Source organism: Sphingomonas sp. (genome assembly GCF_003248515.1).
Classification (GTDB): Bacteria; Pseudomonadota; Alphaproteobacteria; order Sphingomonadales; family Sphingomonadaceae; genus Sphingomonas_I.
On record NZ_QFOB01000004.1, the window covers coordinates 311,949 to 326,361 of the forward strand.

Annotated in this window: 13 protein-coding genes; 3 read left to right on the forward strand and 10 right to left on the reverse strand. The window is 68.2% G+C overall.

Going from position 1 to position 14,413, the window contains the following annotated elements:
* The 8 genes from DI605_RS09005 to manD all read right to left on the reverse strand — a co-directional run bounded on the left by DI605_RS09005 (nucleotide 1) and on the right by manD (nucleotide 8,957).
* Entirely contained in the window at nucleotides 1–498 is a 498-nt protein-coding gene (locus DI605_RS09005) for a DUF2141 domain-containing protein (RefSeq protein WP_293972591.1), read from the reverse strand.
* Nucleotides 498–1,412, reverse strand: a complete 915-nt coding sequence (locus DI605_RS09010; protein ID WP_293972199.1) for a hypothetical protein — start codon at nucleotides 1,410–1,412, stop codon at nucleotides 498–500. Before DI605_RS09010 ends, DI605_RS09005 begins: the two co-directional genes overlap by 1 nt.
* Before the next feature lie 13 nt (nucleotides 1,413–1,425).
* Nucleotides 1,426–2,604: a glycosyltransferase gene (locus DI605_RS09015; protein ID WP_293972202.1), complete on the reverse strand. Its 1,179-nt coding sequence runs from the start codon at nucleotides 2,602–2,604 to the stop codon at nucleotides 1,426–1,428.
* Complete coding sequence (locus DI605_RS09020; RefSeq protein WP_293972205.1) at nucleotides 2,604–3,422, reverse strand: polysaccharide deacetylase family protein; 819 nt, start codon at nucleotides 3,420–3,422, stop codon at nucleotides 2,604–2,606. Before DI605_RS09020 ends, DI605_RS09015 begins: the two co-directional genes overlap by 1 nt.
* Nucleotides 3,423–3,592: 170 nt before the next feature.
* Complete coding sequence (locus tag DI605_RS09025; RefSeq protein WP_293972208.1) at nucleotides 3,593–5,872, reverse strand: TonB-dependent receptor; 2,280 nt, start codon at nucleotides 5,870–5,872, stop codon at nucleotides 3,593–3,595.
* 25 nt (nucleotides 5,873–5,897) lie between these two features.
* Complete coding sequence (locus tag DI605_RS09030; RefSeq protein ID WP_293972211.1) at nucleotides 5,898–6,863, reverse strand: FecR domain-containing protein; 966 nt, start codon at nucleotides 6,861–6,863, stop codon at nucleotides 5,898–5,900.
* Between the two features lie 61 nt (nucleotides 6,864–6,924).
* Nucleotides 6,925–7,449 (reverse strand): RNA polymerase sigma factor, encoded by a 525-nt coding sequence (locus DI605_RS09035; protein WP_293972214.1) that lies wholly within the window; start codon nucleotides 7,447–7,449, stop codon nucleotides 6,925–6,927.
* A 296-nt stretch (nucleotides 7,450–7,745) separates the two neighbouring features.
* A complete protein-coding gene (gene manD, locus DI605_RS09040) occupies nucleotides 7,746–8,957 on the reverse strand; it encodes a D-mannonate dehydratase ManD (RefSeq protein ID WP_293972217.1) in 1,212 nt (403 codons plus the stop codon).
* Nucleotides 8,958–9,109: 152 nt separating this feature from the next.
* On the opposite strand from manD, the gene DI605_RS09045 reads away from it, so the two are divergent.
* Nucleotides 9,110–9,868 (forward strand): FadR/GntR family transcriptional regulator, encoded by a 759-nt coding sequence (locus tag DI605_RS09045; protein ID WP_293972220.1) that lies wholly within the window; start codon nucleotides 9,110–9,112, stop codon nucleotides 9,866–9,868.
* Between the two features lie 498 nt (nucleotides 9,869–10,366).
* Nucleotides 10,367–11,536, forward strand: coding sequence for an FAD-binding oxidoreductase (locus tag DI605_RS09050; RefSeq protein WP_293972223.1), 1,170 nt, complete (start codon nucleotides 10,367–10,369; stop codon nucleotides 11,534–11,536).
* Between the two features lie 188 nt (nucleotides 11,537–11,724).
* Here DI605_RS09050 and DI605_RS09055 read toward each other — a convergent pair whose 3' ends face one another.
* The gene (locus DI605_RS09055; protein WP_293972226.1) at nucleotides 11,725–12,339 is read right to left on the reverse strand and encodes a TetR/AcrR family transcriptional regulator; all 615 of its coding nucleotides are present in this window, start codon (nucleotides 12,337–12,339) and stop codon (nucleotides 11,725–11,727) included.
* 188 nt (nucleotides 12,340–12,527) lie between these two features.
* On the opposite strand from DI605_RS09055, the gene DI605_RS09060 reads away from it, so the two are divergent.
* Nucleotides 12,528–13,316, forward strand: a complete 789-nt coding sequence (locus DI605_RS09060) for an SDR family NAD(P)-dependent oxidoreductase (protein WP_293972229.1) — start codon at nucleotides 12,528–12,530, stop codon at nucleotides 13,314–13,316.
* 42 nt (nucleotides 13,317–13,358) lie between these two features.
* Here DI605_RS09060 and DI605_RS09065 read toward each other — a convergent pair whose 3' ends face one another.
* A complete protein-coding gene (locus DI605_RS09065) occupies nucleotides 13,359–14,390 on the reverse strand; it encodes an LD-carboxypeptidase (RefSeq protein WP_293972232.1) in 1,032 nt (343 codons plus the stop codon).
* Nucleotides 14,391–14,413: the final 23 nt, after the last annotated feature.

Sequence of the window (14,413 nt, forward strand, 5' to 3'; positions counted from 1 at the left end):
TCATCCCGCGATGGGGCCGAGGGAGAAGAGCCCCCGGCGATAGTTGAGCATGATGCGCAGGCGGGTCGGATGCGGCCCCACATAGGTCGCGACAACGGCCGCCCGGGGCTTGGACCAGCCGAGGCGCGGATTGTTCGAAAAGCCGATGCCGTCGGTGGAGACGCTGAACTTCCGGTCGGAATCCCGATCGTGGAGCAGGCTCAGCGCATAGGGGCCGGGCATCGGCGCGCGGATGCAGAGCGAAACCGGCCCCGCCGCCGGCACCGGCAGTTCCACCCGGGCAAAGGGCTTGCCCGCCGCGACGAGCAGATTGTCGTCGGCCAGGAAATCCCTGTCGTCAGCCGGATACAGTTCCAGCTTCAGGCGGCCACGGCGATCCTTCAGGCCCTCCACGTCCACCAGGAAGGCCGGCCCCTCCTCGTCCGCGCGGCATTGCCCGGCCGCCTTGCCGAGATCGGGGGACGAGGCCAGCATCGCCGCCAGCAGGGCGATCGCCATCATCGCCAGCCGCCGCGCGCCAGCTCGGCCGCGCCCAGCACGGCCCCCATGCAGAGATGCGCGCACAGCAGCAGCGATGCCATCAGCGCCATGACCTCCGCGATCCCGCCATGCGCGCCGGCCAGGAAGGCGGCAATGCCGGCGAAGACCAGATCCTTGTTCGGCAGGAAGGGCAATCGCGACAGGATCTGGCGGAGCGCGCAGAGCAGCACCCACCAGGCGAGCGGCACGGAAGGGAGCAGCAGGTGCCACATCGCCGCCGCCAGCACGATCATGCCCACGGCCCGCACGGCGTGCAGCCCCATCACCATCAGCAGATCGGCGCGCGGCAGCGAGAAGAGCTTGCGCCGGAACAGCATCGGCACGATCGAGCTCAGCAGCACGCAGGCGATCGAGGCCTTGAGCGCGAGGCTGTCCAGCCCCAGTGGCAGCGATCCCAGCAGCGGCCAGGCAAGGATGGCCAGCACCAGCGTGAGCACATTGCCGACGACCGCGCTCAGGATCGCGACATCCTTGATCGCCCCGAACGGCGCCGTCGCGAGATGCGCGTGGCGGCGTGCCCATCCGTAGAAATAGACCTCGCCCAGATAGCCGAGCAGGATCTCGTTGCTCACGAGCTTGGCCAGCAGGGCGCCGATGCCGCGCGCCGGAAGGCGCCACAGCCGGCGATAGATCAGCCATTCGGAAAAAGGCTGCGCGAGATAATAAAGCGCGAACAGCAGCCAGAAGGCGCCGCTCGCGGGCACCATCGATAGCGTCTGGCGCGGATCGATCGTCCGCAGCTGATAGATCACCGCTGCCAACACGAGCAGCGATATGGCCGGCCCCATCAGCGCGGCCCAGCGATTGCCGCCCGGAATCAGGGGCCGGGGATCGATGCTCCGGGCCGCGGGAAGGATGTTCGCGCTCGCCATCTTCACTCCGATTTCAGCCGATCGTGGCGCCGGCGGGCGATGCTGCCTCGCCGATGCGCGGCGACGCATGGGGCGCGCGGGACAGGGCCACCGCGTGGAACAAGGCCAGATAGGCTTCGGCCGCGCGCTCCAGCGTGAAGCGCCGGGCCTGCTCCAGCGTCAGCGTCGCATCGGTGCGCCCGGTCCGCACGCGGGCGACGGCCCCGGCGAAGGCCCTCTCGTCGCCCACGCGGACAAGCTCGCCCAGCTGCCCGCCCACCAGCAGGTCCGCCATGCTGCGGCTGCAATCCGTGGCGATCACGGCGATGTCGGCCGCAAGTGCCTCCAGCACCACGGCGGGCACACCCTCATAATCGGAGGAGAGCAGCAGCACGTCATATTGGCGCATCAGCAGCGCCGGCTCCGCGACATAGCCCAGGAATTCGACGCACCCGCCAAGGCCGAGCCGGCGGGTCAATTGCTCCAGCTTCTGCCGTTCCCCGCCCTCGCCGATGATCGTCAGCCGATCGGTGGCCGCCGCGCCGCGCGCGAAGGCGCGCAGCATCAGCGCAATATTCTTCTGGGGCGCCAGACGCCCCACCGCCAGGAAGCGCCGCCCGCCATCGGGCAGGATCGGGCGCGGGCCGCCCCGCCGGATCTTCTCGATCAGCGCATCGGACAGGGCAGGATCCGGGATGATCGTGATACGCCGCGCCGGCACGCCCATCCGCTCGGCGATCTCGCCCGCCATCGGCGCGGCCATGCCCACCACATGATCCACCACGAGCCCCACGATCCGCAGCCAGAGGCGATGCGTGGTGCGCCTGAACCAGCTGCTTCCCGCGCGATCCAGATTGTTGCTGATCTTCGCCGCGATCAGCGGACAGCCGCGACCCAGAAGCAGCTTCATCGCGACCGCGACGACCAGATAGGTATTGCCCGCGCAGAACAGCACGTCCGGGCGCTCGGCGCGGATCACGCGCGGCAACTGCGCAATCATCCAGAGCGTTTCGCGCCGCGCGATCCAGCGCGGCGGATCCTGCGGGATGATCGCCTCCAGCTCGCGCCCCACATCGCCGCGCAGCTCGCCGTCCGTCCGGCCGATGAAGAGCGGCGCATCGATGCCCAAGGCGCGCCAGCGGCGAACGAGGCGCAGCGCGATCCGCTCGACCCCGCCGGGCTCGTAGCTGTGAAGATAGGTAAGGATCCGCATCAGGCGGCCCGCGCCGTCAGCAGCCGATCATATCGGGCCGGGGCATGCGTGCGCCGGACCCGGCCGATCGCGCGATCAATGCTCGTCATCAGCGCAGGCACGCCCACATCGCCCGGATGCACGCCGATCCGTGCCACCGTCAGCCGCGACAGAAGGGGCGGCAGCAAGGCTCCGGCCAGCAGCGAGGAGGCGATCCGGGTTCGGCTGCGGCTCGCCCAGGTCAGGACAGGGCCGGAGGCGAGCCGCGTGCCCGAGCCGGGATTCCACACGCGCAGATGATCCTCCGCGAGATCGAAGCCCAGCTCGGCCAGCGCCACATGCGTGCCCTCGCCATACAGCCAGGCCGGGGCGACGAAACCGCGCACGGGCCGGCCGGTCACATCTTCCAGCAAAGCCCGCCCCGCCATCAGCCGCCGTCGCGTCTCGACCCGGTCGAGGCCCAGAAACTCGCCCTCGCCCGCCGTCATGTAGCGCGCCCGCATCGCGTTCACGGCGGAATGGTGGGGCGCGTCGTCGCGATGAAGCCAGCCGTGCAGAAAGATTTCGGCGCCCGCGTCCGCCCAGCACCGGAGCCGCGCCGCAAAAGGCGAACCCGGCACGATCCGCGCCTCGCCCCAATGATCGGGCACCACCAAAAGGGCGATCCGGTCCACGGGCGCGTGCCGCCCGAGATGATCGCGCAGCCGATCGACCTGCCCTTCGAAGCGGGGGCCGACATCGTGGATCGAAAGCAGCAGGCGCCGCTCCGTCTGTGTCGCCGCCATTGTCAGGAAGCCGTCCCTATGCCGGACAGGGTGATGCGCATAAATCCTCGCCATCGCTCGCAGCCGAGACGGCGGCCGGCCGCGGCACCGCAGTCCGGCGCGCGATCAATTTTTCGGGCGGGCGACGAAGGGAGGCGGCCGGAAGGCGGCAGGATGCCCCGCGCGGCGGCATAAGGCGGGTTCCGAGCCCTTTCAGGCTCCGCCGGTTTCGATACGGCCCGCCCTCACCAGGCGCGCGTGACCGCCAGCGTGAAGGTGCGCGGCCGCAGCGGCGTATATTGGCGCCCGTCCGCGATCGAGAAGGGATTGCCGAAGGCGAAACTGTCGCCCTTCACATCGGCCAGATTGTCGATCCGGGCGACCAGGGTGAAGCCCGATCGCGAGAGCGATCCGCCGGCCGAAGCCGTCGCATAATCGCCCATCGTCCGATCGAGCACCTGATCGAAGGTCAATCGGGCGCGGCCGGTATAATTGATCTGCGCGGTCGCCCCCGCCCGCCAGGATCCCAGCGCGAACTGGTAGAGAAACAAGGCGCGCGCCGTCACGTCGGGCGTCACCGGCAGGCGCGTATCCTCCAGCCGGGTGCCGTCTTCGGTGCGGATGAGATGGGCGTCGACATAGGAGAAACCGGCCGAGACCGTCAGACCGCGCGCCGGCTTCCAGTCCCCGCTCGCCTCCACGCCATTGATCCGCCCGTCGCCCGCATTGCGCGTCGAGATCAGGCCGTTGGCGCGCAGATAATCGGACTGGATATGGCTCCAGTTCGTGTGGAAAAGGCTGCCGTTGAGCGCGAGGCGCCCACCGTCCATGCTGTGGCGCACGCTCAGTTCCAGCGATCCGAGCCTGTCGGACGAATAACGCCGCGCCGTTGTCTCCCCCGCCAGCGCGAGGCCGCCGGGCCGCAGCGCGCGCGCATAGCGCAGATAGAGCAGGCTGCGCGACGATGGCGCCCACGACAGCGCCACGCTGGGCGAGGCCACCCATTTCGAAATCCGGTCGGAGCCGCCCCCCTCCTGCTCGATCGCCTCGTTTTCGGCGATGGAGCGCGAAACGCGAACGCCCACCGTCGCCTCCACATCGGGATCGATATGCCAGCCGAGTTCGCCGAATGCCGCCGCCTCGGTAATCTTGCGATCCAGCGCCTCCGGCTCGATCGTGATGCCGCCGGCGCTGATCGTGCCGGTGTTGCGGCTGTGCGTATCGAGATAGGAAAGGCCCGCCAGCCACCCGATCCGATCGCCCTCGTCGGAAAGGCGGATCTCGCCATTGAAGATCCGGTAATGGCGATCGTCGGCGAAGCTGCTCTGCCCGGTCAGGCCGAACGCCGCGGAGGCACTGCTCGAATCCAGGATGCTGCTCACGCCATGATCGACATAGCTGGTCGTCGCCAGCAGGCGCGCGCCGCCCGCGCGCCCTTGAACGGTCAGCGCCGCGGACTTGAAATCATTGTCGGTCGGCTCGGCGATGCTGGCGGTGCGATCGATCGTGCGCGAGGCCGTCACATATTGGCTGTCGCGGACGTTCACGTCCTGCACGATGCCGGAAAGATCCACGGTCCAGTCGGGATCCGCCTGCCAGCGCAGGGCCAGTCGCCCGCCACGCATGTTCGTCTTGTTGGCATTGTGGTTTCGCCCGGCATTGTCGATCCAGCCGCCCTCGCGGCCGACATAGCCCACACCACGCACCCCCAGCGCGCCATCGATCACCGGCAGGTTCAGCACCGCCTCGCCACTGCCGCCCGGCGATCCGTGCTGCACCGCGCTGGCGGAGAGCGTCGCCGTGGCGCCCGGCTGATCGAGATCGGGCTTGCGCGTCACCACATGATAGATGCCGCCCAGCGCGCCGGATCCGTAGAGCGGCCCCTGCGGCCCCTTCAGGATCTCGACCCTCTCCACGTCGATCAGGCGGATGTCCGGATCGGGCGCGTCGAAGGTGACGCGCGCCTCGTCCAGCTGGACGCCGACGGTGGACTGGCTCGGTCCGTTGAAGGGGCTGTCCGCGACGCCGCGGATGAACTGCCGGTTGCGGCCCGGCCCGAGATTGGTGAGCGCGAGACCTTCCACATCGGAGGCCACGTCGCGGCTCACGGCGGGGGATGCGCTCACCGGTATCGTCCGGAAATCGACGACCGCGATCGAGGCCGGAATCGCGGCCAGATTCTGCAGCCTCTTCTGCCCCGTCACCAATATGTCGGCGGCGACGGGCTCGGGCGGCGGAAGCCGCGACAGCGCCAGACTCGGTTCCACAGGCGCCGCCTCTCCGCGCGGAAGCGGCTCGACACGATAGTCCGTCGGCCCCACGCGCACGGCGTGATAGCCGGTTCCGGCGAGCAGCCTATCCAGCGCGCGGCCGGCCGGCATCCGCCCGTGCAGCCCCCGCAGGCGCATCTGCGGAAAGCTGGAAGGCCACGCGATCGAGACGCCCGCAATCTCCGCCACTGTAGCCAGCGTGGCGGTTGCGGATCCGGCACCGATATTGAAGGCGAAGGTCGCATCGCCGGGCACGGGCGCGGCACGCGCCGCTGCCGCCTCAGCGATCAGGGCGAGCGCGAAGCCGTATCTCGTTGCCGTGCGTCTCGTACGAGAGAGCCATGAGCGCCGACAGGTCCTTGAGGAGCTTCGAACCGTCGCCAACAACAAGAACCCCCGAAAATGGTCGATCGCGAATGTCAGGCGCCACCACGATGGTCTTGCCTGAATAGCGCGAGAGATCGGCGGCGACGACCTTCAGCGGCGATCGATCATAAACCAGCCGGCCCTTGCGCCAGCTGCCGACATCGGTGGCGGCGATCATGCGTAGCTCGGCGTCGCCCCCGCTGGCGACGAAACGTCGCCCGGCAGCCACCGCGACCGGATCGGAATCGCCGCGCCCCACGCCGACATGCCCTTTGGCCACGGAAACCATCACGCCATCGGGGATCGTGTTCACGCTGAAGGTGGTGCCGATGTCCGTCACCCGATAATCGCCGGAACGGATCGACAATGTGCGCGCGGGATCGTGCGCGACGACGAAATACGCCTCGCCGCGCGCCAGCTCCAGACGGGCTGGATCGCCATTCAGCGCCACCAGACGGGATGACGGCGCCAGATCCACCGCCGTGCCGCCGCCCAGCGCCACATGCCGGGTCTCGCCGGCGCCCGTGCCATAGACGATATCGGCGGGCGCCTGCCGGTTCAGTACGGGCACGGCCACGGCCACGGCGATCGCCGCCGCGAGACCGCCGACCAGCCAGCCCCGTCTCCGCCACGCCCGCGGCTCCGCCCGTTCTCCCGGCGGCGGCCCTTCGGCGCCGAAGCCCAGCCCCTTCAGCGTCGGCGCATGATCGTCCGCCATCCGGTCGAGCAGCGCCACCTCGTCATAGGCCTCGCGATGGCGCGGATCGGCCTCCAGCCAGCCCAGATAGGCGTCCCAGTCCGCATCGTCGCGCGCGAGCGCCTGGTGCCAGGCGATCGCCTGGTCCAGCATCCGCTCGTCCATGTCCGGCCGCGCGCTCATCGCGAAACGCCTGTTCCTTCCCTGATCTCCGGGGCTTGGACGCCACCGGCCTGTTTCTGCCTCAGTCCAGCATCGCCCGCCGCAGATATTTCATCGCCACGGCCATATGCTTTTCGACCCCGCTTTTCGATATTCCCAGCCGCGCCGCCACCTCGCCGTGGCTCAGCCCCTGGATCCTGTGCAATTCGAAGGCGCGGCGCGCACCATCCGGCAACGTGCCCAGCGCCGATGCCAACCGGGCCGCCTCCTCGCGTTCCAGCATGATGTCCTCCGCGCCCATCGCCTCGTCGGCCGGCTCCTGCCCGGCGGCCACGAAGCCAACGCTCTGGTCGGACCATGCGCGATCGCGGCGCATGCGCCGCTGTGTCTCGCGCAGCCGATCGACGATCAGGTTCTGCGCCATGCGGTAGAGATAGGCCCGGCCATGCGCGATCGGCGCCGATCCCGGCTGCATCGCCTTTATCCAAAGCTCCTGGAGAATATCCTCCGCATCGGCCGGATCGCCCGTGCGCGCGACGAGAAAGCGCAGCAATTCCTGCCGGTGGACTCCATAGAGCGCCTCCAGCGTTGTTTCCGGCTTCGTCATGCGGCACCCCGCTGCTGGCCCGCGCGGGTAATGGACGGGGGGCGTGTCGCGCGGCGCATCGTCGGGCAGGATATACACTATCTGTTGCAACAAGCGGGCGATCACCCGCTTCGGGCCGGCCCCATAGGCCGCCGCGATACGCCGTGCCAATAGATCCAAGGTGGGTCGCCGCAGTTCCGGCCGCGCGGCGGCCCGCCCGCCCCTACCCGTCAGCCTCCCCGCCTTCGGGCAATCCACCTCGGAAAGGGCGCGTCATGCCCCCCAAAAGGGGAGCGCGCGCCCTCACCGATCAGGCCTCACCAATTATACATCGTGCCGTCTTCCAGGCGGTTCACGGGCAGGAAGGCGCGCTTGTAGGAATGTTCGGCCGCCAGCACCTCATCGATGTCCACGCCCAGCCCCGGCCTGTCGCCCGGATGCATCATGCCCCGATCGAACGTATAGGCATGGGGGAAGACCGCGTCCGTCTCGGGCGTGTGGCGCATATATTCCTGCACGCCGAAATTGGGCACGGACAGGTCGAAATGCAGCGCCGCCGCCATGCAGACGGGCGAGAGATCCGTGGCGCCATGGCAGCCGGTGCGGATCTGGTAGAGATCCGCCAGCGCGGCGATCCGGCGCAGGTGGGTGATGCCGCCGGCATGCACCACGGTGGCGCGGATATAATCGATCAGCTGGTTCTGGATCAGATCCTTGGCGTCCCAGATCGTGTTGAAGATCTCGCCCACGGCCAGCGGCGTCGTCGTATGCTCGCGGATCAGGCGGAAGGCTTCCTGATTTTCGGCCGGCGTCGCATCCTCCAGCCAGAAGGGGCGATACGGCTCCAGATCCTTGCCCAGCCGCCCCGCCTCGATCGGTGTCAGGCGGTGGTGGATGTCGTGCAGCAGATGCACGTCCCAGCCCAGCGCGTCCCGCGCCGCCTTGAACAATTCCGGCACGATGCGGAGATATTTGCTGGTATTCCAGACATTTTCGGTCGGCAGATCGGCATCGGCCGGCTCGTAGAAATAGCGATCCTTGCTGACGCCGTAGGTGGAAGGCATGCCCGGAACGCCGCACTGGATGCGGATCGCCTTGTAGCCCTGCCGCTGATAATCCAGCGCCGCCTCGATCGTATCCTCAATCGTCGTGCCGTTGGCATGGCCATAGACCATCACGCCTTCGCGGCTCGCCCCGCCCAGCAGCTGATAGAGGGGCAGGCCGGCGATCTTGCCCTTGATGTCCCACAAGGCGGTGTCGACGGCGGCGATCGCGCTCATCGTCACGGGGCCGCGCCGCCAGTAGGCGCCCTTGTAGAGATATTGCCAGATATCCTCGATCCGGTGCGCATCGCGCCCGATCAGGCAGGGTATCACATGATCCTCGAGATAGGAGGCGACGGAAAGCTCGCGCCCGTTCAGCGTCGCGTCGCCCAGCCCGTAGACGCCGTGCTCGGTCTCGATCTTCAGTGTCACGAAATTGCGGCCGGGGCAGGTCACGATGACCTTGGCGCTGGTGATCCTGGGCATGGCGTCCTTCGCTTGCATCTATGGGATGGCAATGAGGTCTGGAACCGTGCGTCAAATTGGTCAAGCCTGAACCGCGCCGATCTGCGATATTGGCCTTACCAATTTCGTGCGACAATCTTGCCCCGACCCGGCATCGATCCTATCGTGCGGCCATGGCTTCGCAGGCGGGCAAGGTGCGCATCTATGCGCGGGTTTCGGGCGATCTCGCCGCCCGGATCGCCCGGGGCGAATTCGCGATCGGCGCGCGCCTGCCGGCCGAACGGGATCTGGCGCAGGCCTATGGCGTATCCCGCCCCACCATCCGCGAGGCGGTGATCGCGCTGGAAGTGGATGGTCTGGTGGAGGTCCGCCAGGGCTCTGGCGTCTATGTCACCGCCCGGCAGCCCGATGCCGGCCATGCGCGCGAGACGGATATCGGCCCGTTCGAACTGCTGGAGGCCCGGCGCGCGATTGAGGCGGAGGTCTGTGCGCTGGCCGCGCTCCACATCACCGACGGAGAGATCGCCGCGCTCACCGAGCTGCTCGACGAGATGGAGAACGACAATCTCCATGACGATATTTCGCGCGCGGAAAAGGCCGATCACCGCTTTCACCTGCTGATTGCCGACGCCAGCCGGAACAGCGCGATGGCCGCCGTGGTGGAGCTGCTGTGGAAGGCCCGCAGCCGCTCTCCCCAGAGCCGCCTTCTGAAGCGCAAGGCGCACAAGGCCGGGGTGAAGCCCACCGTGGAAGAGCATCGCGCGATCGTCGCGGCGCTGGCCGCACATGATCCCGAAGCCGCGCGCGCGGCGATGCGCGCGCATCTGGGCCGGGTGCTGGAGGCGCTTCTGCGGATCACCGAGGTCGAGGAACTGGAGCAGGCGCGCGAGCGCGCCGCCGCGCAGCGCCGGCGCTACGCCCCCGCCGGCTGAGGATCAGGCATGGCACCGGCCGGGCATCGCGCCCAGCCACGCCACCATGCCGGCCGTCCCGTTGGCCTGGCCAGACGGGATGCCCCCGGCGTTCAATCCCGGACGAGATCCGGCCGCACGCGCGGCGCCCGCGCGGCACGCCGCGCCTCGCAATCCAGCACTGATTTCCGCATCGCCCCGATGCAGATCGCAAGGATCAGCCTGATCATGCCCCCTCCTGAACGACGCGTCACGTCCCCCGAGCTGTGACCGTCGAACCTTACCGGAAAATTACGACCAAGCCGTTACGCACGGCCCGCTGATGGCCGGATCGAAAAACAGCGCAAATCCGCCTCGTGAAACGCGATTGCATTCCCATTCGACCAAATGATGCTCCCTATCATCGACAATCCGGGAATGATCGCAGCTTCCATGGCATCGCTCGATCACGGGGATAAAGAAGGGGGTGGAAAAGGCGGCGCCCAATCCCGTTCCGCCCCCATCAGGAAGGCTCCGCCGATGAACTCTCTTCTTTCGCGTCGCGCCCTGCTCGCCCGCACCGGCCTCGGCATCGCCGTGCTGGCAGCGGCGCCGCTGCGCGCCGCGGCGGGCGCTCAGGTTGTCGTCATCGGCGGGGGGATCATCGGCGCGTCCATCGCTTATCATCTGGCGATGGCCGGCGCGCGGGTAACCGTGCTGGAAGCGGAGAAGCCGGCGGCGGGGGCGACGATGAACAGCTTCGCCTGGCTCAATGCCGGCAACAAGCGCCCGCGCCCCTATCACATGCTCAACCTGCTCGGCATGATGGGCTGGCATCGGCTCCAGTCTGAGCTTGGCGCCACGGCGCTTCCCGTCCAGTGGGGCGGCTGCGTCGACTGGGCATCCGACGAGGCGGATGCGCGCCGCGCCGCCGCCTCCGTTCTGGCGCAGCAGGGCTGGGGCTATCCGATCCGCTCGATCGAGGCGGACGAAGTGACACGCCTGTTGCCAGGAATCACACCCGGCCCGATCGCTGGCGCCACGTTCAGCGATGCCGAGGGCACGGTGAACCCCGTCATCGCCACGCAGGCCCTGCTCCGCGCGGCGGCCGCGCGGGGCGCGAAGATCGAATATCCGGTGAAGGTCACGGGCTTCGAATCAGGGGACGGGCGTGTGTCGCGCGTGTTGACGGACAAGGGCGCGATCGCGGCCGATGCGGTGGTGATCGCAGGCGGCATGGGCTGCCAGCCGCTCGCTGCGATGCTGGGTGCGAAGGTTCCGCTGGAATCGACGCCCGGCATCCTCGCCCATTCGGTCAGCCGCCCGATCGCGCTCGGCCGTCTCGCTTATGGCCCGGGTGCCAATATCAAGCAGACGGCCGATGGCGGCTTCGTGACCGGCGAGAATTTCGGCGTGAGCAAGGCCCCGCCCACGCGCGAGGTGGGCGAGGCGCTGCTCGCCAAGGCCGCCTCCTATGTGCCGGCGATCAGGGGCGCGAAGCTCGATTTCGTGACGCTCGGCCACCGCGTTCTGCCCAAGGACAGTTTCCCGATTGTCGGCCACCTGCCCGGCAGCGCCAATGCCTATGTGGCGGCGATGCACAGCGGCATGACGATGGCCCCGCTGATCGGCCAACTCGCCGCTATCGAGGTGCTGGGCGGCCCCAAGGCCGATCTGCTCACCACCTTCCGGCCGGAGCGTTTCGCCTGAAGCGCCGCCCTCGGTCGGAGCGGCATCGATCCGATCTGGCTCCCTTCCCTACCAGAGCGGGATCGGGTGAGCGCGGAGGCGTGGCGCGCGCGTGCCTATAGAGGTGCGGTTTTCGTGTGACTTTGAACAAAGGCGGCCCGTCCACCGCCCCGCATCGCCGCCCGCGCGGCGAAGGTATCAGGAGGCTGTCAGCGCCCCGGCCATACCGCCAGCGTGGTATCCACGATCTTGCGCAGATCCGGGCAGCCCGTGCCCGCGCCCGCCTGCACGGCAAGGCCCTGCATCACCGCGGTCAGATAACGCGCCAGCGCGCAGGGATCGATATGTTCGGGCAGATCGCCCTCGGTCTTTGCCCGCTCGAACCGATCGATCAGCGCCTGCTTGGAGCCGGCCTGCCGCTCGATCACGGCCTCGCGAATCGATTCGGCTTCCTGGCTGCACGCCACCGTGCTGATCACGCCGAGACACCCCTTGGGATCGCAGGTGCTCTGCTGCATTTCCAGCGCGCCCTGCAACAGCCGCTCGGCCACCCCGCGCGACGTTTCCGCGTCCAGCGCGGTGCGCATATAGGCCATCTTCTCTTTCTCGTAGAGATCGAGGGCCTTCTTGAAGAGCGATTCCTTGTTTCCGAATGCGCCGTAGAGGCTCGGCTTGGTCAGGCCCATCTCGGCGGTCAGTTCCGCCATGGACGCGCCTTCATAGCCGCGTTTCCAGAAGACGCGCAGCGCCGCTGCAAGAGCGAGATCGGCATCGAACTCGCGTGGGCGGCCTTTCGTCGGCGGAGGGGCGCAAACGGTTTCCATACCGAACGGTATATAGTGGGACTTCCTTAAATGTCCATGAGCGGACATGACACTGCGGACGGGCGGTTCACCGCCCCCGAAATAATATCCCTCCCCCCTCTTTCAGAAGCGGGAGGCACCACCATCTGGCGCGCGGCAACCTTCCCGCGCCGATCTCCGGCGGGGCATCGAGACAAGGAACGTCAGGCATGAATATCGATCTCAGCGGCAAGACCGCGCTCGTCACCGGATCGACCGAAGGGATCGGCTTTGCCGCCGCGCGGGGCCTCGCCGCCGCCGGCGCCACGGTGATCGTGAACGGCCGCACACCCGCCAAAACGGAAGCCGCCGCCCAGCGCCTGCGCGATGCCGTTCCGGGTGCCAGCGTGCGCGCCGCCGCCGCCGATCTGGGCACGGCCGAGGGCTGCGCGGCGCTGTTCGCCGCCGAGCCCGCCGTGGACATCCTCGTCAACAATGCCGGCATCTTCCAGCCCGGCGATTTCTTCGAGACGGACGATGCCACCTGGGATCTGCACTGGCAGGTGAACGTCATGTCCGCCGTGCGCCTGTCGCGCGCCTATCTGCCCGGCATGGAAAAGGCCGGCTGGGGCCGCGTGATCTTCCTCGCCTCCGAAAGCGCGTTCAACATTCCCGTCGAGATGATCCACTATGGCGTGAGCAAGACGGCCGATGTCGCCGTCGCGCGCGGCCTCGCCAAGCGGATGGCCGGCACCGGCGTCACCGTGAATTCCGTGCTTCCCGGTCCCACGCTCAGCGAAGGCGTGGCGGCGATGCTGGATGATGGCGACACCAGCAGGAGCGTGGAGCAGAAGGGCGCGGATTTCATTGCCGCCCACCGCCCCGGCTCGCTCATCAAGCGGCTGGCGACGGTCGAGGAAGTGGCGAACATCATCGTCTATGTCGCGTCGCCGCTCGCTTCCGCCACCACCGGCGCGGCGCTCCGCGTCGATGGCGGCCTGGTCGATACGCTGATGTGATGGGCCGCCGTGCTCCCGCATGGGCGGGAGCACGGCATTGTCTCAGGCCACCGCCGGCTCCAGCACGCGGATCGTCGCCGCATCCGCATCCAGTTCGGCCATCGCGCCGACGGGCAGGCTGAACTGGTTGGCGATGTGGCCGAACATCGCGCCTTCGAAGGCCGGGATGCCCAGCGGCTCCAGATGCTGCTGCAGGACTTCGGAAAGCGTGAAATTGCCATAGCCCGCGCCCGTATTCACGCATTCGGTGCACTGGCCGAACACGACGCCCTTCAGCTTGCCGAGGATGCCGCCCAACGAAAGCTGGGTCAGCATCCGGTCAATCCGGTATTCGGCTTCGTTCGTATCCTCGATGAAGAGGATCGCGTCCCTGAAATCGGGAAGATAGGGCGTGCCCATCAGCGCGGTCAGCACCGTCAGATTGCCACCCAGCAGGCGGCCCTGCGCCTTGCCGCCCTTGATGGTGCGCGTCCGCCACTGGCGGGGGACGAGCCGGTCGTCCAGGCTCGGCGGATTGGCATAGGTGGGCGTGGCCGCATCGAAGGCGATCGCGCGAAACGGCTCCCACGAGGATTTGCCCCAGGCGCTCGACGCATTCGGCCCGTGGATGGTGGGAAAGCCGGCACGGGCGGCGAAGGCCATGTGCAACGCGGTGATATCGCTATAGCCGATCAGCAGCTTGGGGTTCGCCCGGATCGTCGCGAAATCCAGCCAGGGCAGGATGCGAGCGCAGCCCCAGCCGCCCCGCACCGCGAACACCGCCTTCACCTCCCGGTCAGCGAACATCGCGTTGACGTCCGCGGCGCGGGCCCGGTCCTCGCCGGCCAGATAGCCATATTTCTGGCCCAGATGCGCCGCCGGCCTGGGCACGAGCCCCATCGCCCGGATCGTCTCGCTCACATAATCCAGCCGATAGACATCGTCCGAAAAACCCGCCGGCTCGATCAGGCCCACCACGTCCCCGGCCTTCAGGCGGGGTCCCTTGCGCACCGGCGGCGGCGCCGCGAGCGCGGGCGCCGCCAGCAGTGCCGCACCCGCCGCCAGCCCTTGCAGAGCCCCACGCCGATCGATCATTCCCGCCCCCTTCAAACGAGCCC

What these genes read in the sequence shown, in the direction of transcription:
- DI605_RS09055 (WP_293972226.1), bottom strand. Translation starts at nt 12,339, where the DNA reads ATGGAAACCGTTTGCGCCCCTCCGCCGACGAAAGGCCGCCCACGCGAG.
- DI605_RS09010 (WP_293972199.1), bottom strand. Translation starts at nt 1,412, where the DNA reads ATGGCGAGCGCGAACATCCTTCCCGCGGCCCGGAGCATCGATCCCCGG.
- DI605_RS09005 (WP_293972591.1), bottom strand. Translation starts at nt 498, where the DNA reads ATGGCGATCGCCCTGCTGGCGGCGATGCTGGCCTCGTCCCCCGATCTC.
- manD (WP_293972217.1), bottom strand. Translation starts at nt 8,957, where the DNA reads ATGCCCAGGATCACCAGCGCCAAGGTCATCGTGACCTGCCCCGGCCGC.
- DI605_RS09020 (WP_293972205.1), bottom strand. Translation starts at nt 3,422, where the DNA reads ATGGCGAGGATTTATGCGCATCACCCTGTCCGGCATAGGGACGGCTTC.
- DI605_RS09065 (WP_293972232.1), bottom strand. Translation starts at nt 14,390, where the DNA reads ATGATCGATCGGCGTGGGGCTCTGCAAGGGCTGGCGGCGGGTGCGGCA.
- DI605_RS09050 (WP_293972223.1), top strand. Translation starts at nt 10,367, where the DNA reads ATGAACTCTCTTCTTTCGCGTCGCGCCCTGCTCGCCCGCACCGGCCTC.
- DI605_RS09035 (WP_293972214.1), bottom strand. Translation starts at nt 7,449, where the DNA reads ATGACGAAGCCGGAAACAACGCTGGAGGCGCTCTATGGAGTCCACCGG.
- DI605_RS09015 (WP_293972202.1), bottom strand. Translation starts at nt 2,604, where the DNA reads ATGCGGATCCTTACCTATCTTCACAGCTACGAGCCCGGCGGGGTCGAG.
- DI605_RS09030 (WP_293972211.1), bottom strand. Translation starts at nt 6,863, where the DNA reads ATGAGCGCGCGGCCGGACATGGACGAGCGGATGCTGGACCAGGCGATC.
- DI605_RS09060 (WP_293972229.1), top strand. Translation starts at nt 12,528, where the DNA reads ATGAATATCGATCTCAGCGGCAAGACCGCGCTCGTCACCGGATCGACC.
- DI605_RS09045 (WP_293972220.1), top strand. Translation starts at nt 9,110, where the DNA reads ATGGCTTCGCAGGCGGGCAAGGTGCGCATCTATGCGCGGGTTTCGGGC.